Origin of the sequence: Flavobacterium alvei, from assembly GCF_002920895.1 — a bacterium.
GTDB lineage: Bacteria > Bacteroidota > Bacteroidia > Flavobacteriales > Flavobacteriaceae > Flavobacterium > Flavobacterium alvei.
The window spans coordinates 123,466-146,923 of the sequence record NZ_PQVG01000002.1 but is presented as its reverse complement, the minus strand read 5'-3'; the positions used below and the strand labels follow the sequence as shown (position 1 = coordinate 146,923).

General features: G+C 34.3%; 18 protein-coding genes. 5 read left to right on the top strand and 13 right to left on the bottom strand.

Annotated elements, in window-relative coordinates:
- Positions 1–132: 132 nt before the first annotated feature.
- The 4 genes from C3L50_RS03685 to C3L50_RS03670 all read right to left on the bottom strand — a co-directional run bounded on the left by C3L50_RS03685 (position 133) and on the right by C3L50_RS03670 (position 4,836).
- Positions 133–759 (bottom strand): hypothetical protein, encoded by a 627-nt coding sequence (locus tag C3L50_RS03685; RefSeq protein ID WP_133158844.1) that lies wholly within the window; start codon positions 757–759, stop codon positions 133–135.
- A gap of 157 nt (positions 760–916) precedes the next feature.
- On the bottom strand, positions 917–1,552 hold the full coding sequence (locus C3L50_RS03680; protein ID WP_103804794.1) for a hypothetical protein: 636 nt from the start codon (positions 1,550–1,552) through the stop codon (positions 917–919).
- Between the two features lie 256 nt (positions 1,553–1,808).
- The gene (locus tag C3L50_RS03675) at positions 1,809–3,671 is read right to left on the bottom strand and encodes an ABC-F family ATP-binding cassette domain-containing protein (RefSeq protein WP_103804793.1); all 1,863 of its coding nucleotides are present in this window, start codon (positions 3,669–3,671) and stop codon (positions 1,809–1,811) included.
- 178 nt (positions 3,672–3,849) lie between these two features.
- The gene (locus C3L50_RS03670) at positions 3,850–4,836 is read right to left on the bottom strand and encodes a T9SS C-terminal target domain-containing protein (protein WP_243400331.1); all 987 of its coding nucleotides are present in this window, start codon (positions 4,834–4,836) and stop codon (positions 3,850–3,852) included.
- 67 nt (positions 4,837–4,903) lie between these two features.
- Here C3L50_RS03670 and C3L50_RS03665 point away from each other — a divergent pair, with 67 nt between their 5' ends.
- The gene (locus C3L50_RS03665) at positions 4,904–5,911 is read left to right on the top strand and encodes a 3-oxoacyl-ACP synthase III family protein (protein ID WP_103804792.1); all 1,008 of its coding nucleotides are present in this window, start codon (positions 4,904–4,906) and stop codon (positions 5,909–5,911) included.
- A gap of 123 nt (positions 5,912–6,034) precedes the next feature.
- Here C3L50_RS03665 and C3L50_RS03660 read toward each other — a convergent pair whose 3' ends face one another.
- Positions 6,035–10,303, bottom strand: coding sequence for a T9SS type B sorting domain-containing protein (locus tag C3L50_RS03660; protein ID WP_103804791.1), 4,269 nt, complete (start codon positions 10,301–10,303; stop codon positions 6,035–6,037).
- A gap of 236 nt (positions 10,304–10,539) precedes the next feature.
- Between C3L50_RS03660 and argS the strand changes: the two genes are divergently transcribed.
- Positions 10,540–12,318, top strand: coding sequence for an arginine--tRNA ligase (gene argS, locus C3L50_RS03655; RefSeq protein ID WP_103804790.1), 1,779 nt, complete (start codon positions 10,540–10,542; stop codon positions 12,316–12,318).
- A gap of 83 nt (positions 12,319–12,401) precedes the next feature.
- On the opposite strand, the gene C3L50_RS03650 is transcribed toward argS, so the two are convergent.
- A complete protein-coding gene (locus C3L50_RS03650; protein WP_103804789.1) occupies positions 12,402–13,268 on the bottom strand; it encodes a T9SS type A sorting domain-containing protein in 867 nt (288 codons plus the stop codon).
- Positions 13,269–13,504: 236 nt separating this feature from the next.
- Between C3L50_RS03650 and C3L50_RS03645 the strand changes: the two genes are divergently transcribed.
- The gene (locus C3L50_RS03645) at positions 13,505–14,512 is read left to right on the top strand and encodes an FAD:protein FMN transferase (RefSeq protein ID WP_103804788.1); all 1,008 of its coding nucleotides are present in this window, start codon (positions 13,505–13,507) and stop codon (positions 14,510–14,512) included.
- Between the two features lie 66 nt (positions 14,513–14,578).
- On the opposite strand, the gene C3L50_RS03640 is transcribed toward C3L50_RS03645, so the two are convergent.
- From C3L50_RS03640 to C3L50_RS03620, 5 genes are all read right to left on the bottom strand, one after another.
- Positions 14,579–15,436 (bottom strand): T9SS type A sorting domain-containing protein, encoded by an 858-nt coding sequence (locus tag C3L50_RS03640; protein WP_103804787.1) that lies wholly within the window; start codon positions 15,434–15,436, stop codon positions 14,579–14,581.
- 102 nt (positions 15,437–15,538) lie between these two features.
- Positions 15,539–16,084 carry a YceI family protein gene (locus C3L50_RS03635; protein ID WP_103804786.1) on the bottom strand — a complete coding sequence of 182 codons (546 nt, stop codon included), beginning with the start codon at positions 16,082–16,084 and terminating at the stop codon, positions 15,539–15,541.
- A gap of 16 nt (positions 16,085–16,100) precedes the next feature.
- Complete coding sequence (locus C3L50_RS03630) at positions 16,101–16,445, bottom strand: hypothetical protein (RefSeq protein ID WP_103804785.1); 345 nt, start codon at positions 16,443–16,445, stop codon at positions 16,101–16,103.
- A gap of 18 nt (positions 16,446–16,463) precedes the next feature.
- Entirely contained in the window at positions 16,464–17,324 is an 861-nt protein-coding gene (locus C3L50_RS03625; RefSeq protein WP_103805115.1) for a DUF5777 family beta-barrel protein, read from the bottom strand.
- Between the two features lie 44 nt (positions 17,325–17,368).
- The gene (locus C3L50_RS03620) at positions 17,369–17,761 is read right to left on the bottom strand and encodes an OB-fold protein (RefSeq protein ID WP_103804784.1); all 393 of its coding nucleotides are present in this window, start codon (positions 17,759–17,761) and stop codon (positions 17,369–17,371) included.
- Between the two features lie 475 nt (positions 17,762–18,236).
- Between C3L50_RS03620 and C3L50_RS03615 the strand changes: the two genes are divergently transcribed.
- A complete protein-coding gene (locus C3L50_RS03615) occupies positions 18,237–19,322 on the top strand; it encodes a hypothetical protein (RefSeq protein WP_103804783.1) in 1,086 nt (361 codons plus the stop codon).
- A 105-nt stretch (positions 19,323–19,427) separates the two neighbouring features.
- On the top strand, positions 19,428–19,889 hold the full coding sequence (locus C3L50_RS03610) for a hypothetical protein (RefSeq protein WP_133158843.1): 462 nt from the start codon (positions 19,428–19,430) through the stop codon (positions 19,887–19,889).
- Positions 19,890–20,000: 111 nt separating this feature from the next.
- On the opposite strand, the gene C3L50_RS03605 is transcribed toward C3L50_RS03610, so the two are convergent.
- Entirely contained in the window at positions 20,001–22,535 is a 2,535-nt protein-coding gene (locus C3L50_RS03605) for a TonB-dependent receptor (protein WP_103804781.1), read from the bottom strand.
- Positions 22,536–23,435: a FecR family protein gene (locus tag C3L50_RS03600; RefSeq protein ID WP_103804780.1), complete on the bottom strand. Its 900-nt coding sequence runs from the start codon at positions 23,433–23,435 to the stop codon at positions 22,536–22,538.
- Positions 23,436–23,458 lie beyond the last annotated feature (23 nt).

Below are 23,458 nucleotides of genomic sequence, written 5' to 3'. Positions count from 1 at the left end.
TAGTTTTTTTTATTTGAAATGACAATTGTTTGGAACTATTGTAGTTTAATAGATGTTTGTTGAATTTGTTTGTGGGCACAAGCGTGACACTTGCGCCAGCTGTGATTTTGTACAGCTTGGTTGATATATAATTTATTTTATCTTGAATTTTGAGTTTCTAAACACTCTTAATAATTCGTCTCTATCTTTGTCGTTATTGTAATTTAGATTTGCACTAAAGGCATAGCCATTTATGAGTCGGCTGTACAATAACTGTTTCAAAATAACTGCTCCTTTTGGACTGTAAATTGTGAATGAGAAAGTATAAAAATCTAAACCGTCAATCTTTTCAATTGATGTGGCAGAGGAGTCCGCTTTTATTCCTTGATTTTTGTATGTAGCAAACAATATTTCTTTCAATTTGCTATTGTTTTCTTCCCATTCTCCTTCATATTCCAGTTCAAATGGTTCCGAAGTAGATTGAAAAATGTTGAATTGATTTTTTTGAAAACCAATCAAATTTTTAAGTCCACTATAATCAACTTTACTTTCAATAGTTTCTTCTATGGCTTTTAATCCCTTTTCATTTGCTGCTTGCTTTTTTTCTTTATCAATGACTGTCCAACCTTTAGGAATTTCAATTGTCCATCCAATTTCCGCACTTGTGTAAGTGTTTTTTTCAACTTTTCCTTCGTCAACAGTCTTATTTGGGTCAGACTTTCCGCAAGAAGTTAGCATTGTCAATATGCCAATTGTAAGGATAAAAATAGTTTTATTCATAAAGTTTAATTTGTTTGTTGGCTTTGTTTGTAGGCACAAGCGTGACGCTTGCGCTAGCTTGGGGGATTATTCAGAATGAAATTTTTATAAGTTTTTGATTATAAAAAACATAAGTATTACCTAATTTCATGCACTATATAGGGCTTTGACTAGGCTTTTATTTTTCTCCAAGCCAAACTTCGCTTCCTTTTATTAAAAATAATTTTTCTTTAATTCCTTCTCTTACTTGGTTAATTTCTCTGTAAGGTTTTTTCAATTCGCGTTTTAAACATTTTTGTTCTTCTAAATAATCTTTTTCTGAAGTGAAATTTTCACGTAAATATTCGTTTTCAAAAATTGGATATTCTTCAATACTATAACTCCAATTGAAGTTATTCAATCTGTTTGAAATTTTCTCAAAATGTGATTTCGCGATATTTTTTTCTATTTTTGGTTTGTAAAAAATATTTTCGTAATATTCAATTTTATCATTTATTGCACAAACTACTTGTGAGTCATAAATATTTGGTTCAAATAACCAAATTTTTAAGTAAAATGGTTTTCCAAGTTCTTTTAGTTGAATGTTCCAACTTTCATAAATATCAAAAAACGATTCAATAATTTTCTTTCGGATTTTCCCTTTTGGATTTGGGTAATTATGAATAGACATTGCAACTGGATTCCAAGGGAAAATTCTAATTTTTACATAATCTTTATTAGTTTTTTCTGGATAATCTAAATCAATTTTTAGATTATTAATTCTCCAATTTTCAATTTTTTTTATTCTTCTTTTATTTCCTCGTATTTTTTTCATCAATTAATTTTTTGCTTTTCATTCTCGTCACTCAAGCTATCTGCTAACTTGTATATTCTAGCTATAAAGTAACGACTATATACCCAAGGTCGGGTAGATTATCGCTTTTGAGTAGCGTATTACACTTCAAATATATAAATTTTTTTCCTACAAATCATCGATAGGTTTTTATTTAAAAAAACAACCCCAACATTTTCAGCTTTACCGCTAAAAGTGTTGGGGTTTTTGTTTTATCAGAAATGACAAATAGCAGGTTCTACCCTTCTATTTTAGCAGAAAGCTCAAACCATCGTTCTTCTTTTTCTTCTAATTTTTTAATGATGTTTTCCAGTTCTTTTGCTTTCTTTTCAATATCAGCATCGGCTACTTTTCCTTCGGAAAATAGTTGTTCGATTTTGGCTTTTTCAATTTCCAAATCTTTGATTTCACGCTCGATTTTTTGGTATTCTTTTTGCTCGTTGAACGTCAGGTTTCCTGTAGGATTGTTTTGTTTCCAGTCTTTCTTTTCGGCTTTGTTGTCTTCTTTTTGGGCAACGTCGGCACTGTCTTCGTAAGATCTGAAATCGGAGTAATTCCCCGGGAAAGTTTCAATCTCGCCCTGACCTCTAAAAACAAATAATTGATCCACGATTTTGTCCATAAAGTAACGGTCGTGCGACACCACAAGCAAACAACCCGGATAATCCATCAAGAAACTTTCCAAGACATTTAGGGTTACAATATCCAAGTCATTGGTGGGCTCATCCAGAATCAGGAAGTTGGGGTTTTGGATCAAAACGGTACACAAATACAAACGTTTCAGCTCGCCACCGCTCAGTTTTTCGACATAATCGTATTGTTTTTTGGAGTCGAAAAGAAAACGCTCCAACAATTGCGAAGCCGAAATCAATCGCCCTTTGGTCAACGGAATAAATTCCCCGTATTCCTTGATGACGTCAATCACGCGTTGTCCCGGTTTTGGGTTGATTCCGCTTTGGGTGTAATAGCCAATTTTGATGGTTTCGCCAACGACTACTTTTCCCGAATCTAAAGGAATAGTTCCGGTCAATAAATTCAAGAAAGTCGATTTTCCGGTTCCATTTTTTCCAATAATTCCGATGCGTTCGCCACGCTGAAAATCGAAACTGAAGTTGTCCAAAATCACGTGATCCTTGAATTTCTTGGAAATCTTGTGAAGTTCGATAATCTTGCTTCCCATTCGTTCCATATTGATTTCGAGCTCGACCTTGTTTTCTTTTCGGCGACTTTGCGCTTTTTCCTTAATCACATAAAAATCATCCTGACGCGATTTCGATTTGGTCGTTCTCGCTTTCGGCTGACGGCGCATCCATTCTAGTTCTTTCACGAATAGGTTTTGAGCTTTGTCCACACTAGCATTTTCGGAGGCAATGCGCTCTTCTTTTTTCTCTAAATAATAAGAATAATTTCCTTTGTATTGGTATATTTTTCCGTTGTCCAATTCGATGATTTCGTTGCAAACACGCTCCAAAAAGAAACGGTCGTGCGTCACCATAAACAGTGTGATATTTTCTTTGGCAAAATAACTTTCCAACCATTCGATCATCTCCAAATCCAGGTGATTCGTGGGCTCATCCAGAATTAATAAGTCGGGACGGTTAATCAAAATGATGGCCAATGACAAACGTTTTTTTTGTCCACCCGAAAGATTTTTGACTTTCAGTTTGAAGTCTTCCAACTTCAATTTGAACAAAATTTGTTTGTATTGGGTTTCAAAATCCCAAGCATTGTGTTGGTCCATTCCGTCGAAAGCTTTTTGGTAGGCTTCTTCGTCTTCTGGGTTTTCCAATGCTTTTTCATAGGCTTCAATCACCTTCAAAGTCTCATTGTCCGAAGCAAAAATACTTTCCTCAATCGTCAGTTCGTCTTGCAAATTATTGTCTTGCGAAAGAAAAGCCATTCGAATGCTTTTGCGAAGCACAACTTGTCCCGTATCGGGTTCGTCAAAACCATTGATGATGTTCATAATGGTGGTTTTTCCCGAACCGTTTTTGGCTATAAAGGCAATTTTTTGGTCTTTGTTGATTCCGAAGGATATGTCTTTAAAAAGCGTGCGCTCTCCAAAAGATTTTGAGATATTTTCGACTGATAGGTAATTCACAAGGCTAATTTTTTGGCAAAAGTAAGCTATTATAAGACTAAAAGCGAATTGTTTATTGAATTAAAGAAAGCCACAAATTACACAAATTACCACAAATTTTATATTACGTACTATTTCACAAATTGGTCAAAAAATAATTTGTGAGAATTTGTGTAATTTGTGGTAAAATTAACTCTTTTCAATCCTTCAAATACAAACTCAAATCTACCGTATGCATTTGTTGAGGCGTATTGATAATGGGTTTTCTAACAAAGGATTCATTGGTTAAATAGAAGATTTTTTCATTAAAAGTAGCGATACCTTCTATTTGGTGAAATGGCAGGGAAAGCTTTATTTTTCGCTGGTTTCCAGTCGAAAAATCATTGTTTTTATAATCGTATAAAAGATATAAAAACGGCTGGAGTGTTTTTGAATATCCACAAAGCACAATTCTTTTTCCAGAAGTTAATAAGGTTGCACCAGTAATTAAACCATCAATATTCAAGGTTTCTTTTAATTGGGCGATGTGGTTTCCAGGGATTTTTGGAAGTACATAAATGCTCGATTTGTTTTGGCTCCATTGTTTGGTAAACAAATATATACTGTCTTGCGAAACCACAAAAGCTTCGCAATCAAAGTCAGTCGTGTTTTGTTTTTGAACGCTAAAATCCGTTTGATTGGAATAGGAAAATGAAATAGAATCTATTTGAGGTTTATTCGATAAAAAAGAGTTTTTTTCGATTCTAAGAATATGTAAATTTCTTCGATTGCCTTGATAATTGTTGCCAAAATCGCCTATGTAAATATAGTTTTCGTCCTGCGAAATCTCTTCCCAATCATTATTTTTTACTTTTTCGAGTTTGATTTTATTTTGGATTTTTCCATTGGCATCCAATCCGTAAATGGTGGTGTCGTGGTCGTCATTGTGTGTCCATAATAAATGGTCGAAAGCAATCAAACCCGAAGTTTCTACTAAGCTATCACTGAGTTTTATTGAAGTTTCAGGTTTTGTTTTGGTAGAATTGTAACGACAACTTCCGTTATCAATAGTTGCATTTGGATTATAATTTTTGGCACTTGAATCCATACAACCCGAAATTTGACTGTAGATTGAAGTTATGCAGAACAGAAAGAAAAATAAAATTGCTTTTTTCATTTCGTCAAAAGTAAGTTTTAAAACGTTCATTATAAAAATAATTATTATATTAGACTTGATTTTGAAGAACTATCAGTTTAAATAAAAATAATAAAATATGTATCATTCAAAAATAGCGGGATTGGGATTTTATGTTCCAGAAAATGTGGTCACCAATAACGATTTGTCGAAAATTATAGATACCAACGACGAATGGATTCAGGAACGAACCGGGATTCAGGAACGAAGACACATCATTTCTGGAGAAGATACCACCACAACAATGGGAGTAAAAGCAGCCAAAATCGCCATTGAACGCTCTGGAATTGCCAAAGAAGATATCGATTTTATAGTTTTTGCCACTTTGAGTCCGGATTATTATTTTCCTGGACCAGGCGTTTTGGTGCAACGTGATTTGGGCTTGAAAACCGTTGGCGCTTTGGATGTTCGCTGTCAATGTTCGGGTTTTGTGTATGCTATTTCGGTGGCTGATCAATACATCAAAACTGGAATGTACAAGAATATTTTGGTTATTGGTTCTGAAGTGCAATCCTCAGGATTGGATATGACAACACGAGGTCGTGGGGTTTCGGTGATTTTTGGCGATGGGGCAGGAGCAGCCGTTTTGAGTCGAGAAGAAGACGAAACCAAAGGAATTTTATCAACGCATTTGCATTCAGAAGGGGGGCACGCTGAGGAATTAGTATTAAAAGCTCCGGGAATGGGCGGTCGTTGGGTTACGGATATTTTGGCAGACAATAATCCTGATGACGAAAGTTATTTTCCGTATATGAACGGGCAATTTGTGTTCAAAAATGCCGTAGTTCGTTTTGCTGAAGTGATTAATGAAGGTTTGGAAGCCAATAATTTGCAGGTTTCCGATATCAATTTATTGATTCCGCATCAAGCGAATTTGAGGATTTCGCAATTCATTCAAAAGAAATTCAGATTGACTGATGACCAAGTGTACAATAACGTCCAAAAATACGGAAATACTACCGCAGCATCTATTCCGATTGCCTTGACCGAAGCTTGGGAACAAGGAAAAATCAAATCGGGAGATTTGGTGGTTTTGGCCGCTTTTGGTAGCGGATTCACTTGGGGAAGCGTGATTATTAGGTGGTAGTTAATTGTTTTAATTTACCGCAAATTCGCAAATTATTTATGCAGATCCAGTCTGTTTAATTTGCGAATTTGCGGTTTATTTTTGGTTTAGTTTGTTAGCCAAAATAACAAGCTTAATTCATTGTTATCGTTTCAAAGTAAAATGCGATTTGAAGACTTTTGAAGTTCCTTTCTCGTCATAATCTACCGTAAACCAATAATCGGTAGAGGGCAATGGTTGTCCATTGTACATTCCGTTCCAGCCCGCAGTTGCAGGCGTTATTTCCTTGAGTAATTTTCCGTAACGGTCAAAAATGAATATGGGCGCATTTGGATTCGTTGACAACAAATGGGGAATATTCCAAGTTTCATTATACCCATCACCGTTTGGAGTGAAAAATTTGGGATAATTGATGATTACTGCGTTGATTGGGGCTGGATTACAATGTCCGTTTTTATCTCTTACAGCAATAATATGATCTCCAGGTTTTATATTATTATATTGATTGCTGTCTTGATACGGAAAATCATCTAGTTTGTATTCGTAATTTCCAGAACCAGCACCTAAAACAGTCACTGTAATAAAAGTGGGGTTTTCGAAAGCATCACTATAGGTAATTTCAAGATAAGGCGCATATTTAGAGACTTTAGTTGCAGCGGTATTTACACAATTTGTAATGATGTTGGTTACTTTTACAGTGTAATTCCCTATCTGACTTGTTGTAATCGAAGCGGTGTTGCCTCCATAAGGATTTCCATCCAATGTCCATTCAAACAAATTATTGGTAGCCAATATTCCAGTATTTAAAGTGGCTGGATTCAATAATGTACCCGTTTGATAATCTTCACAAATGAAATATTCTGCATCTAATTGTGGATTGGGTAACGGATTCACTATCAATTTTAATTCGACAACGTCAATACAAGAAGCTGTTACGATATTGTTGGCCACTCGAATCCAAACGCTATCCGTAAATGGATTGTCGTTTTGGTAAGTAGCAGGATTGGCAATTGGAACTGCATTTATATCATTGGCTGCAGCCAAAGAAGTATAAAAGGTGAGTGTAAAATTAGTGTCAGGAGATTGCCCGTTTAAGACTTGATTTCGAATGGATAAATTAGTCAAATCGAATTCGAAAATACCGTCATTTGCACCAAATGTATCACAGGTTTCTAATGGATTTACAGGATTTGCAACGGGTTTAGGAACGATGGTAAGACTAAACGGATTTTCATCGCTACAATTCAACCTATTTCCAGTTTCATAATAAATGTAATAAGTGGGTAATACAGTTGCAGGGGTAACAACAGTGCCAAAAGGAATTATATTTCCACCACCCAAAGGTCCTCCAGGAGCATCATAATAAAAATTATTGGGTGTTGGTAAAGGCGGAAAAGTGAAACTATCACAATACGATAATTGAGTTGGAATAGGATCGGCTTCAACTCCATTTATAGAAATGTCGAAAAAGTTTTCGCTGAAACAACTTGGGTCATTTGGATGAGCTGCATAGATGTAAATTCGGTTGTTGGTGTTGATAGAAGTTCCTGCCGCAAGAGGGTTTACTCCATTGGGATCATCATAATAATTTCCGTTTGAAAGCGGTGTTAACACATAAACATCACATTGTTCTACATTGGCTCTCGAATCGATTATTGGTTTTTGATTGATGGTAATCAACCAAGGTTTTTCATTGTAACAACCTATCACTGTTGTTGATGGTTTGTAAATATAAACAGTTGTAGTAGTGGTTATTGTATCGGCATTTGGAATCAAGTTTACGTTTCCAGCAGTTGTTGGGCCACCGGGTAAAGTATAATATTCGCCACCATCGACTTGAATAGGCAACAAGAAACTTTCACAGCTAGTTACATCTGTTGGAGTGCTTAGAAACGGAGCATTTATGGTAATTGTAAAAAAATCATCGTCTGTACAATTGGGTGTTCCAGCTCCGGGAACGTAAGAATAAACCCTAGTCGTTTGTGAAATTATTCCCGGCAAAATAATATTTCCGCCACCATTTGGAGCATCACGATATTCTCCAATAGGTGCTGGAGGGAGATTATAGGAAACACAGTGGACTTCATCTGCAATTCCAAGAGTGTTTATGTAAACGGTGAAAATAGTATCGGGTGTTCTACAGCCATTATTAGTTGCAAAAACATATAGTGTTGTAGTTGTGGTAATTGGAGAAACCGCTGGAGTATAAATTCCAGTTAATGCATCAAAAGTATAATAATTTCCAACAGCCAGAGGAGGTAAATTATAGGAAACACAATCAAAAACATTGGCTATTGGTACTATGGTTGGGGTGATGTTAATAGTTATATTAAATTGGCTTTCAAGGATACACGGATTGACAAGATCGGTTGATGAAAAATAGGTGTAAATAGTAGTAGTTCCGGGTGTTGTTATAATTGATCCTCCCATAATTTCGGTTCCGCCACCAGTTGGTCCTCCAGGACGTGAAAAATAGCGAAGCCCAAAACCTGAAGCGGGTACTATATATTGGTCGCAAGCAATTACATCTGTAGGTTTTATTTCTGTAGGTGTAACTATTTTTACGTTGAAACTACTTTCAATAGGACAACTTGGAGTTCCAGCAGTGGTACTATAAATATATATGGTTTGGTCGGTTGAGATAACATCACCAGCATTGAGTATGGGCAAACCTTGATTGGATCCTGAATAATAGTTTCCGGGATTAATAAGAGGAGGCAAGGTATAGCTCGTACAAACGTTTTGATTGGCTTTTTGGTCTAGAATAGGTCTTGGAACAACCGTAAGATTAAAATTAGTTACTGAATAACAACTAGAATCGGTTAGTAGTTGAACTCGTGCATATAAGGTTGTGTTCCCTGATGTGTAAAGAATAGTAGGATTTATGGGATTAGTTCCTGCATTAGCATCAGCGGGATTAGAATAAAAGCTAACAGAGTAAACTGCTGCGGCTTGTCCTCCTAAAATTGTAGAAGTTTGAGTGTCAATGTCAAAATTGGCTGTATTGGTTCCCGGAGCAGTTTCACACAAGCTTAGATCTGAGGGTTTGTTTGCAATTGGGGCATTGGTAAGGAGTAATTGAAATGATTTAGTTGTAAAACATTTGGTTGTTGTGTTCTCAATTCTTATCCAAATTGTAGCAGGAAAATTTCCAGCAGCCACCGCATAATTATTCGGTAACGGATTGCTGTTTGAATTGGCATCTGACAAAGAAGAATGATAGCTTATTTGCGTTCCTGGAATCGTTACAATTGGAGTATTATAGGATAAATCAAAGGTGAAACTGGCTAATCCGGAATTGCATTTGTATAAATCTACAGGGTTTGGAGTTGTAATTGGATTATAAAATTCTACGTTTATATAATCAGTAGTTACAGGACAGGACGTTGCAATAATGGTATAAGTAAGTCCGTAAACTCCGGGTTGTGTTACAGTAAGGTCGGGTGTATTTCCTCCAATTGGGTTTCCGTTATACGTCCAAGCAAAAGAATAAATCGCAGGATTCAATCCAGAACTAAGTACTTGAGAACCATTGTCACAAATTGCGGTATTGCTGGTAATGGTCAAATCGGGACCTAAAACGTCTTGTCCCACATTGAAACTGTTGGCACCCAAAAAAATGGCCGAATCCGATTGATTGTCTTGTCTATCGGCAATTACAAGTTTAATGTGATACGGAGTGTTTGGAATTAAACTGTTGGATGTAGCATTCATAGCGACAGTTTGACCATTAAAATTAATTGCCGAACTAGCAGCATTTGACCCTCCGTTAAAAGCTCCAAAATAGGCAGGATTTTCAGATGTACAAGAAGAATTGTATAGTGAATTTCGAATTGTAACTACTGAAATCGGTTCATTTGTAATAGGAACAACCGCAAGATTTGTTGTTACACCAGTAGATTTATTGGTTAATAAAAAGGCAAATGCGTCTGAAAACTGACACTGAAAATTACCATACTCTTCCGATGCAAATAAAAATTGAAAGTCAAAATTGGAGGAAAATGGGACAAAATCAAATTCTAAAACGGTCGCATTTGTCGAATTCATTGTAATTCCGTCAGCCAAAAGTGCTGCTTCTAAATCAGTATCACCTGTCCAAACGGCATTTCCATCATTGAGTTGGCTTGAATTTGGCCCAGATGAGTTTGCTACGTTTCCAGTACTCAGAATAACCCCACTAGTCAATGGAAAATTAGGATTTGTATTTGTAAAATAACCAATTCCGTTCGAAGAGCCAAATCCATTAGTATTACCTGTTCGCCAAGTGATGTTGTTTACAGGAACACAGGCTTTATTAACTAAAACATCGGTAACTAATTGTGGAACAGTAAATGTATTAGTATCAACCTTTATTGCCTGCGAAAAGCATCCTATCCAAAACAATGAAAATGATAAAAAAAGGATTTTTTTCATTAGAGATTTATTTTATACAAAAATATAAATTTATCGACAAAAAGACTAATTTAATCGATGAAATACATATTTTCAGCAAACAAAGTGTTTAAAGATAAAAATGTAAATTAGTTTCAATTCTTTTAGAGACTTCATTGATATATAGAACGGTATTTAATTAAAATTATTTCAACTAAAACGGCAATCAATTTTCGGCTGAAATCCCTATATTTGCAGCCTTAAAAATCAGTACAAAAATGACCTTATCACAGATTCTTACGCCTTCTATCGAAAAAGCAATTCTAGCCTTATTTGATGTTACTCTTGACAAAGTTGAATTTCAAACTACACGCAAGGAATTTGAAGGCGATATTACAATGGTAATTTTTCCATTATTAAAAGTAATCAAAAGCAATCCTGTAGAATTAGGGAATAAAATTGGCAACTATTTAGTCGAAAATGTTGCTGAAGTAAGTCGGTTTAACGTAGTTTCAGGATTTTTGAATATCGTTATTGCTGACGAATATTATTTGAATTTTTTCAACGAAATTAGAAAAGAAGAAAAATACGGTTTCGTTACGCCAAGTCCAGAAGATAAAGCGATTATGGTCGAATATTCTTCTCCAAATACCAATAAACCCTTGCATTTGGGACACGTTCGTAATAATCTTTTGGGCTATTCTGTTGCCGAAATTTTGAAAGCATCGGGTAAAAAAGTTTATAAAACCCAAATCATCAACGACAGGGGAATCCATATTTGCAAGTCGATGTTGGCTTGGCAAAAATTCGGAATCGGAGAAACTCCAGAAAGTACAGGATTGAAAGGAGATAAACTAGTTGGGAATTATTATGTAGCTTTTGATAAGGCGTATAAAGAAGAAATTAATGGTTTAATTGCTCAAGGAAAAACCGAAGACGAAGCCAAAAAACAAGCACCAATTATTCTCGAAGCCCAACAAATGCTTTTGGATTGGGAAGCTGGCGATGAAAAAGTAATTGCCCTTTGGAAAACCATGAACCAATGGGTTTATGATGGTTTTGCCACCACTTATAAAAATTTAGGAGTCGATTTTGACCAATATTACTACGAAAGCAATACCTATTTGTTGGGGAAAGATGTCGTTCAAGTAGGTTTAGAAAAAGGCATTTTCGAAAAAGATCCTGACGGTTCGGTTTGGATTGATTTGACTGACGAAGGTTTGGATAGAAAAATTGTCTTGCGTTCTGACGGAACTGCTGTTTATATGACCCAAGATATTGGAACAGCCATTCAGCGCGTAAAGGATTTTCCAGACGTGGGCGGAATGGTTTATACCGTAGGTAACGAACAAGATTACCATTTCAAAGTATTGTTTTTAATCTTGAAAAAATTAGGTTTCGATTGGGCTTCTAGTCTATATCATTTGTCTTACGGAATGGTCGATTTGCCTTCTGGAAAAATGAAATCTCGTGAAGGAACCGTTGTCGATGCTGATGATTTGATGCAAGAAATGACCGATACGGCTCAAAAAATTGCAGAAGATTTAGGGAAATTAGACGAATATTCAGTTGAAGAGAAAGCTAAATTGTACAAAACCATTGGTTTGGGTGCTTTGAAATATTACATTTTGAAAGTTGATCCTAAAAAGCGAATTCTTTTTGACCCAGCAGAATCGGTTGATTTTGCAGGAAATACAGGTTCGTTTATTCAATATACGTATGCGAGAATCCAGTCGATTATTCGCAAAGCTAATTTTGATTTTACTTCTGCAAGCACTGTAAAAGCTTTGCACGAAAAGGAAAAAGAATTGGTAAAACAACTCGAATTGTTCCCAGAAGTAATTCAAAATGCGGCTCAAAATCATAGTCCCGCTTTGATTGCCAATTACACTTATGATTTGGTTCGTGAATACAATTCGTTTTACCAAGCCGTTTCTATTTTGGGAGAAGAAGATTTGCAAAAGAAAATATTTAGAGTACAACTTTCAAAAAAGGTGGCCGAAACTATTGCGTTAGCTTTTCAACTTTTAGGAATTGATGTTCCAGAAAGGATGTAGTTATAGTTGATATTGAAAATTATGTATATAAAAAAAGCATCTCAAAGTTATGAGATGCTTTTTTGTTAAATTTTTGGTGTATATTATTTATCCAAAATTACTTTATAACTAGATGAAGTTTCATTAGTAGAAACATTAATGATATAAAGTCCATTTGCATTTCCATTCATATCAATACTTTCTAAAGTTTTTGAGGGAGAAACATCTAGTTTTATTGATTTTACTACTTGCCCCAAAACGTTTACTACATCTATTTTACTAACAGGAATATCATTGTACTGTACATTAAATACTCCATTACTTGGGTTTGGATAAATAGCTATTTTTGTTTTGTAAACGCTGTCAATACTCAAAGCAGATGGTGTCCAAACAATTCTATTTGAATTCAAAACAGTGTTATTTGCAATAGGAGCTGAAATATTTGTGTCATAAACAGATGCTCCTTTTGTAAATGAGTACCCAGTATTGATAAAATCATGAGTGTCGGATGAGGCATTACCATCCGCAGTCAACTCAACCCAAACTTTATATACCCCATCTGGAACGGCTACTGATGAAGAATTGGTACCATCCCAAGAAACCGAATAAGCACCCCAAGCAACTGGGGAAGTTGTGGCTGAACGAGTCGCACCACTAATAGCTCCAACATTATTACCGGAAGTAACATCCATTCCAGCGGTATCAGCTGTACTAGCTTCAGTTGCGCCATTTTTTGCACTTAGGATAGGAAAATGATCATCTGTTTTTGTAGAGGTTGTGTAGAGTAATCTTGTTTTGACAAATGTACCTGTGGCATTTTCAACCCATACTCCCATCACCTGCTTGGTATAACTACCTATTTTTACAGTTGTAAAAGTATATGTCATTGAACCAGTAGTTTGAGCAAATGTGTTTGCGGAAAACAGTAGAACTGTAACGAGAACAGCTAAAGAAAGTAATTTTGTTTTCATAATTTTTTTGTTAGTTGTTAATTTAAAAATTGGGGCACTATAATTATATATTTACAAATTTCGAAAAAAGCATCAAAATAGATTATGATAATTATCATATAATCAATTAATTACCTTAATTTTTCCTTAAGAAAAGAATTTTGATTTAAAGTTTTATAATGCTTAAATAAAATTATGTTTTTTAAGTCTTTAGAATTAAAAATTCTATCTTTAACTATATTAAAAAAACAGAAAGTATGAGAAGAATTAGCTGTATAATTGTTTATTTATTGTTCTTTTCGGATACAACATATTCACAACAAGATCCGATTAAAGTTTTTGGAGAAGCACAAGGAACCACCTATCATATCACTTATTTTGATGTTCAAAATAGGGATTTTCAACCCGAAATTGTTCAACTATTAAAGGATTTTGATTTATCGGTTTCGACTTATATTCCCAATTCGATTATTTCGAGAATCAATGCTAATGAAAAAAATGTAATTGTCGATAAATACTTCACGGCTTGTTTCAAAAAAGCCAAGGAAGTTTGGAAAAACACCAACGGCGCTTTCGACCCAACGGTTTACCCACTGGTCAATGCTTATGGTTTTGGTCCTGGAAAAAAACAAAAAATCGAAAAATCGAAGATTGATAGCATCCTTAAATTTGTGGGTTTTCAATTGATTGAATTAAAAGGGAACAAAATAGTCAAAAAAGACCCAAGAGTGGCTTTGGATTTTAATGCTTTTGCCCAAGGCTATTCCGTTGACGTAGTTTCGGATTTCTTGAATTCAAAAGGAATAACGGCTTACATTGTGGAAATTGGAGGCGAAGTATATGCCAAAGGAAAGAAACCCAACGAAAAAAATTGGACTATCGGAATTGAAAAACCCATTGACAACAAGGAATCAGAAAATCCATTCAAGGCTATGGTGAAACTAGAAAATCTGGCCATTGCTACTTCGGGAAATTATCGCCGGTTTATTGTTGAAGATGGTGTCAAATATGCGCACCATATCGACCCAAAAACGGGCTATCCCACAAAAAATAATCTGTTGAGTGCATCGATATTTGCCAAAGAATGTATTTCTTCTGATGCCAATGCAACGGGTGTTTTGGTCTTGGGTCTTGATAAAGCCAAAGTGTTTTTGAAGAAACATCCAGAATTGCAAGCATATTTGATTTATTCTGACGAAAAAGGGAATTATCAGGTTTATGAAACTTCAGGTATTAAAGCAATTATTTCTGAAATTGGAGAATAAAAAAAAATACCAGCCAAATTTTGACTAGTACTTTTTTACTAATTAAACTAATTCAACCAATTCTCTTTATTTTTTCAAAATAACTTCATAATTTGAAACACCATTATCATTAGATAAGCTAATAACATAATTACCATTGGAAAAATTTGAAAGATTAATTTGTTTAGTGGTCTCAGCATTATTAGTGCTTAAAGATTCAGAATAGACTGTTTCTCCCAATAAGTTATAAACTTTAATATTTTGTATATCATTTTTTAAATCAAGGTTGAATAAACCTGTTGAAGGAACAGGATAAATGACTACTGCAGGTTCTTTGTGTTGAACATCTTCAAACCCTAGTCCAGTCGCAACCCAATTCATTACAATGGTATTCACATAAGTATCTCCTACGGCAGTGGTTGTTGCAGAAGTTGGACCTTTTGTGAAAGAATAACTGGAAAGTTCTTGATGATTATTAGCTCCTGAATCAACCCAAGTGCTTTCTATCCAAATTTTGTAAACGCCATCGGCTACAGTAGTGCCATTAGTTGCTCCAACCACGTTTTTGCCATCCCATACAAAACTTTTTGTACCAAAACCTGTAGGTGTTGTCGTGTTTTTTCGAGTGGCTCCAGTTGCTGCATCAGTTACATTTACAGTAGCAGCTAATGCATTCGATGCTGTTCCTCCTGCTTTTACTGCAAAAGTGGGTAGATGGTCTTGAGTGCTGCTTCCTACATAACGCATTTTGGTTTTGATGAATGTTCCTGCACTGTTTTCAATCCAAACTGCCGTTACACAAAATCCTGTATATGTTGGTGCTGGAGAAGTGGGTACGGGTTGGTTGAAAGAAAAGGTCAACGTACCAGTTGTTTGTGCTGATACAATTGTCGAAAAGCAAAGTAAAAATGCAATTCCTGCTAGGTTGTGTAATTTTGTTATCATTTCATTTTATTTTTATTGTTGTTTCTAAAAAGAACTATTTAGAAATAGTTCAAAAATGTAAAACTCTATAATGAATTATTGATAGAGTTTTACATTGACTAATTAATTAGCTTCAAGGACTAAATTGATGTTGACTTTAGCGTTTTCAGCAATTTTTCCTTTTACAAGACTTGGAATTTCAATGTTGTAATCTTGTGGTCTAACTAAAATTGAGCTTGTTGCAATTATTTTAGTTCCATTCAATGTAAGGTTGATTTTCGATTTGATCTTTTTGGTCACACCGTGAATCATTAAATCTCCTTCTAAATCATAGCTTGTTTTTGCAGCAGATAATTTTTTAGCATCAAAATTTACAATCTTGCCTTTAAAAGTGGCTTTAGGAAACTTGGATGATTCCATATAATTTTCGTTAAAATGTTCTTCCATTAAAGGAGCTTTAAACTTGAAAGATTTTATCAAAGCCAAAGCGACTAAATCTCCTGTTGTTTTGTCAAGAATACTAGAAACGGTACTGTTTGTACCTGCTATTTCTTCAAAAGCTGGCATTGAAGCTTCAAATTTAATTTCTCCTGATCGAGTTATCATTTTTTGGGAAAAAATTACATTACCCATTAATAAAACAATTGCTATTATAATTCTTTTTTTCATAATGTAGTTATTTGAATTAATTGAGACATCCTTGTTGTTGCCAAAGCAAAAATAAATCTATTGAGGTTTTTGACATTGGACCGCTTTGTGGCATTACTCTACCACAGGCTTGGGTTTGATCTATTCTGCATATTAAGTCGCCATTTTGAGTTGATTCTTTTACTTCGGCATATGTTTCCAAGTTTGGAAATTGTGAATTTCCTGAGTGACAACTGAGGCAATTTGCTTTTACAATTGGAGCAATGTTCTTGGTATAGGTTGGATTTGTGGTTACTTCAGCTATTTCAGTATAAGTGTTTGATTCACAAGAAACGATGAATGCACTAATCATAATTAGCAATACGATATTTATTTTTTTCATAATTAATTTCTTTATCTTTTAAAAAACTCGGTACATATTAAATCCAAAATACAAACTTCCTCCATTCCATTTTCCAGTAGCATTTGTGAAAACAGCAACATCATTCATCGGTTGGCTATTGGAGAAAACCATCTGAAAAACGTGTCCTCCTGTTTCTATATCCAATCCTAAAGTCAATGGATTTTGAAACAAAGGAGCATTCTCCAATTGATTTATTTTGTAGGCATAATCAAGATTTACGCTTAATCTTTTAGATAATTTGCATCTTCCTCCAGCAGCTACCAGATATTGATCTTTTAGTTCTTGAGCATCATCATAAAGATTTTTATGTACATAAACTCCACCTATTTCAAAAGAAAGTCCTTCCGAAAATTTTCTAGAAGCTAACAATTGTGTTGAATAGGCCAATCTATTGTTGAATTGTAAATTAGGATACAAATCGGTACTTAGCGCTGTATTTATGTCCATCGTGTTGTAACCCACAATAGTAACAGGGAAACCATTTGTGATTTGGTCTGCTAATTTATATTTGGCGGTCACCTCATATATTTTATTATAAGTATGTCTAGATGCACCCAGCGATAACCAGTCTGTAACACCATAGATACCGCCAATTTTTGTTAGCGCATTGTCTAATCCAAAAAAGTTATCTAATCCTTCAGTCAAATTACCAAAACGGTGTGAAATCACCATATACCATTCGCCTTTTGCCGTCATCTTTGTAGATTGAATATTGCAAATTTGCAACCCTTTGAAAGCGGTTTTCTCTTTGTCTTTTACGTCCGTTTTTTCGGCATTTAATTGATTTAATAAATCATCTTGTGCTGAGGCATAGCCAATAGTGAATAACACTAACACAAAAGAAAAAAACTTTTTCATTCCCATAATTTAGTTGTTTTGATTTTAATTGATTTGAACTGTATTTAAGAAGCTTTAAAACATTGATCCAATTTTAACTCGCCCATTAAGTCGTCATAACCTACAACTCTACCTTTTAGAGTAATGACTTGGTCTTTAGTTATAGAAGGGTCTAATTCTTTTAAATTGCAAATAATAGAATTATCAATAATCACTTCGGTACCAGTTATTTTGGTAATGGTTCCTTTGATAGCGATTGCTTTTTCAAGATATTTTTTATTTGACATTTCAATATTGGTAGCAAATTCATTAGCAATGCTTTTTGAGGAAACCGTATAAGCCGTTTCTTCTGAAGATAAATTTCTTGCTCCACCGTGCATAATATAATTGTATCCCGTGAAGGACAGAATTCCAACCACTGCGATTGAAAAAAGAATAATTCTAAATTTTTTGTTCATAATTATTGATTTTAGGTTTTGGTTTTTAAAGACAAATGAAGTCTCTATTTGACTCTAATTGTTATTAAAACATTTCTAAAAGGGAATACCCTACCTAAAAATTCAAAAGTTTATTAAAAACAATCTATTAAGGGTAATAATTATCGACAAAGTGAATAGTGAAATTATTAATATAAGAATACTATTCTATTTTATCTAGCTGATTTTCAACTGACTTTAAAATAGTAATCAATTGTTTTAATCTTTTCTATGAATCCAAAATAGAGTTGGATTAAAATTTTGTTTTGGATAACAAAGGAAAACTACAGTTTAAGTTTTTCCTGTTTGTTATAAATCAGTAATTCTAAAAATTATTTAATTTAAGTAGGGTAGTTTGCGCTAAGGATGTTTTTAGTATAGAAACCTTAAAAAATAGTATGTTGAAAGAAAATTACTTGTTCCATAAATAATTTAAAAACTTAATCTAAAAAAAACAATGAAAATCAAACAAGTAATCACAATTTCTGCAATTATTAGTGTACTTTTTTTGCAATCTTGCACCGTTTCAAATCCCTATGAGGAAATTACTCCAACACCAACACCAACTGTTTCAACAGTTAGCGTTCCTGCAAATTTTGAAGTTGTTAAAGGAAGTAGTGTGGCTGCAACTAATTTTGTAAGTACCCCAACTGGAGCTACATTCACTTGGACAAATTCTAATTCTGCTATAGGCTTGGCTGCCAGTGGTTCTGGAAATGTTCCTTCTTTTACGGCAACAAATACTGGAACTACAGCTCTAGTAGCAACCATTACAGTTACACCAACCTTGAGTGGAACTGTGGGCACGCCTTCTTATTACACAATTACAGTAACACCGTCAACACCTAGTTCTACGACACCAACAGTTACAGTTCCAGTAAACAGTACGGTTATCAATAAAGGGATTGTGCCTGCATCGAGTTTTGTTAGTACACCAGCTGGCGGAACATTTGCTTGGACCAATTCAAATACAGCTATTGGTTTAGCCGCAAGTGGTACTGGAAATGTGCCTTCTTTTACGGCAACAAATACAGGAACCGTAGCTATTGTAGCTACAATTACGGTTACTCCAACGGTCAACGGACTTAAAGGAACTCCTTCTTCTTATACTATTACTGTTAACCCAACTCCACCAGTTACAAATGCAATAACGCTTACAGGTAGTTCTTCTGGCTCAACAAAAAGCCATAATGCAGGGAAAAATTGTATGAGTTGTCATACCCCCGGGACTTCGGCAGGTAGTAAAGGAGTATGGGTAATTGGAGGGACGGTTTATACTAGTTCTGCTGGGTCTTCAATTGCCAAAAATTTGGTTATTAAATTTTATACAGGGCCAAACGGAACAGGGACTTTAAAATATATACTAAATAGCGATGCACTTGGAAATCTATATTCTGCCAATTCGGTTGATTTTACGGGAGGCTTATATCCAGCAATTACTGGAGCAACGACCACAAAATATATGGGTTCCCCTATAACAAATGGAGCTTGCAACAGTTGCCATACGGGAGGTTCAGGGACTTCCAGAATTTGGGCTAACTAATTAAAATAGATGAAAAATAAGCAGTAATACAAAGTATGTTGATTGCTGCTTATTATGTTTTATAGCAAAAAATAATTTCAATAATTAATAATTAAAAACAATAAAATGAAACAAAAAACAATTACGCTTTTTGCATTAATGCTAATGCTTACTACAATGCAGTCATGTACAGAAAATGAATATGGCTCAATAACAGATAGTAAATCTGGGAGTACTGAAAGTCATAATATGGGGCAAAACTGTATGAATTGTCACAAGCCTGGAGGAGGAGAAGCTCCTGCTTGGAAAGTTGCTGGAACGGTATATAACGAAGCATTGACGGCTACCAATTCGAATGCTACTGTAAAACTTTATACAGGTCCAAATGAAACAGGAATATTGAAATATACGATTCAAGTAGATGCCAAAGGAAACTTTTATACCACTTCAGCTATCGATTTTACAGGAGGTTTGTATCCTTCAGTTACAGGAGCCACTTCAACGTATTCTATGTCAACTCCTATTGAAACTGGCGCTTGCAACAGCTGTCACAATGGGGTGATTAAAAGTAAAATATGGACTAACTAGAAAAGGTATTTTGCTTTTTATAGTGAAAATAGCATTAAAAAAGAAACTGTCTCTTAGTTCGAGGCAGTTTTTTTTATGGGAAAACGAATGATTCTTTTTAAAAAGTTGGGATTAAAAAATCACTCTAAAGCTCAAATTAGGAGTTCGTTCAAGCGAGTAGGCTTTTACATCTTCAATAGAGTTGGTATGGGTATTAATCCTGTAATATTCGCTAATTTCATTTTGTTTGTTGAAAACGTTTATTATAGATAATCCCAGTTTATATTGAGTATTATTTGAACTTTCCCATCTGTATGTTGTCGAAAAGTTAACTTGAAAAAAATTCTCAAGATTTTTATTGTTGGGAGTGTTGTATTCGATTGTAGGATTTAAAGAATCGCTATAGTCAATTCCTATTGGAGTAGTTTCAGGTCTTCCAGAATACCATTTTGACCCTAATGCTATTTTTAGATTGCCTATATCATAAGTTCCAGCCCAAGACACCACATTATTCAATTCAAAATTGTTCGAAAATTCAGTTTGTTCAATGCCTGGAAAGTTGTAATTGTTGTCATTATAGGCATAGCTCAACCAAGTGATGAAATGATTTATTTTCTTTTGAACCAGTATTTCAGAACCAAAAACTTCATAGTCGCCATTTATTTTGGCAAACTCCAATTGGTTTTGAAACCCTTGCCCCGAACTGTTGATTCCAGTTACTTTTTTATAAAAATTATCTAAAGTAATCAACCAATTGTTCTTGTTGTAAGAAAGCCCAATCGAGGCTTGTTTGCTTTTCTGGATGGGAACTGTACTGTTGTTTGATAGAATCCAACGTCGTTTTTCAACACCAAAATAATCGCCTTGAAGATCTATAACCTGAAAGCAGTTTTGGCTTTTAAATTCTCCCAATATTTCCAAACTCAAGCTGCTTGAAATTCCATAATTGAATTGTAATCTCGGCTCAAACAAATATTTTTTGAATTTTTCAATATAGTTTAGACGCATTCCAACATTCAAATATATTTTAGAAAGTGTATCGTTGTATTTTCCTTCCACTATGAGTGCGTGCGTGCGCAAAACTTCTTTGATTTTTCGGTAAAATGCTGGAGTATTGACTTGGTCGAGATTCGTAGAGCCAATTTCGTTAAACTGGTAGCCATTATTAAAAGAAAATTTGGAAGTGATGCTGTGGTTGTTTTCGATTTTTAGACCATTGTCTAATAGTGTGTTTTCTTGTTTTACAATTTGGTTGTCCTGAATTTTATTTTTCTCTGCATCTAGCTCGTATGAGGAACTAAAAACGCTGATTTTACTACTATTGTTAGTGTTCCAGTTTCGTTTCCACAAAAGATTTGCTCCGTGATTTTTTTGATATAAACGGTTGTTTTCAGATTGAACAATTTCATTAATCGTTGCTTTTTGATTCACATCGAGTTGGTCATTAATGGCAATGAGATCTAAAATTAGATGGTCTTTTTCTCCTATTTTTTGGGAATATTTAAGCGTAATGTCATAAAAATTAAACTTCTCATCATTCTGGTAATCTATATTTTGTTTGGTGGCAAAATCAGAAACGGTTGTGTTTTGAAAAGCCTTGTTATAGTATTTGGTATAAGTGGGAGTTTTTATTAAATCAGTAATAGATTTTCTTGCAGCAATTTCTAAAAAACCATTTTTATTGATGTTAAATTTAGAATAAATATCAGCATTAATCATATTAATTCCAGCACTAAATTGTGGTTTTTCGAACTTATTTGGATCAGAAGAAATATCCACTACACTCGAAACACTTTCGCCATAAAAAGCTGAACTTCCATTTTTTGAAATAGAAACCGTACTAGGCAAATTAGGATTGAATGCCGATATTAAACCAAAAAAATGTCCCGTTTGGTACATTTTTATTCCATTCCATAAGAATAGGTTTTGGTCGTGAGTTCCACCTCTAACATTGATGCTTGATAAACTCTCGTCAGCGGTGTAGATTCCCGGAATTTGTAGCATAGTTTGCAATACGTCGGGTTCAATTAAGCCGGGTAATATTCCAAGCTTTTTGGGTTTTACCACAAATGTTCCTTCTGTAGTTTTTGAAATTCCAGAAGCTAAATAATGGTTGGCCATCACATTGTCAAGTTCTAACACATCAAGTTCCAGAAAAATTTTGAGACAATTTTTATTCTTTAAATTGGCTACAGCAATTTTTTGAGATCTAAAACCAACATGGCTTATTTCTATTTCAGTTGCATTTTCTTTTTTAATTTCAAAATAGCCCTTTTTATCGGTGGTAGTATGACTGCCATTTAGGATTTGAATGTTGGCACTTTCTTGGGGTAAGTTGTCATTTTTCGAAAATACGTAACCACAAATGAGTTCGACTTCTTTTTTTGAAGAAATCGTGATGAACTGTGAATCGACTTTATCGAATAAAAGATTGGTTTTTTTTTCGAGATAGACAATCTTATCATTCAATGATAATGATCTTTTGGGTGGTTCAATTTTAATAACAACAATTTCGTTTTCTATATAATTGAAATAAACATGGTGTTGTTTTTCAATAGATTGCAGGATTGTTTTTAATGCAATTGCTTTGCTTCCGTCCTGAGCTTTTAGATTCAAGGCAAAAACAAAGCAAAAAAACAAAACACAATTACGTTTTATAAAAAACATTTATTTTCCTTCAAAAATTATTTTATTTGGGCTAATTTTATTTGGTTCTAAATGATACGTTGTTGCAATAATTTCTAGAGCGACATCAAGGTTGTTGAGCGGGATTTTTCCGGTAAACAATTCACTTGGATAATCTGCTTGAACCTCGATAGTTAGGTTGTACTGTCTTTGAATTTCATCTAATATGTTGCGTAAATTTTCTTTACTAAAAGCAATTTTGTTTTCTAGCCATTCTGGTTTTTGATTGTCCACCAACAAGTTGATTTGTTTCCCGTTTTCGAAAGCCACACTTTTTCCGGGTGTCAAAATAATTTCTTTGTCTTTGTAATTGACTTTTACTCTTCCTTCAAAACAAGTAATGTCAAAACGATTTTTTCTGGCTTTTACATTGAATTGAGTTCCAAGAACTGTTACTTTTCCTAGAGTAGTCTTTACTTCAAATTTTTCACCTTTTGCTACTTTAAAGTAGGCTTCACCTTTTAATTGCAGGTTTCTGTTATTGTCCCAATTCCATTTTTTATATTCAATTTCTGAACCAGCGTTCAAAACTACTTCTGAATGATCAGGAAGCGAAAAAGTAGTTCTAGCTCCATTGAGCGCCAATTGAGTTTCACTCGAAAAATTTTGAACCGTAAATGTTATTCCTAATGCTATCACTAAAATTGCAGCCACTCTAAAAATCCAATTTTTGTACAACGGAATCACTTTAGGTGTTGTTTTTTTATGCTGAAGAATGTTTTTTAAAACTTTTGCTTCATCAAAATCGGTGACTTTTAGTTGAGCAGAATAATTTTTTATTTTTTCGTATTTTTCAAAATCAGGATCGGCTTTAAATTCTGCTAATTCCGCATCAGTCAATTCATCATTGAGCCATTTCGTTAAGATGTAATTTTTTTCCATATTTTTAATCTTATTATGAATAG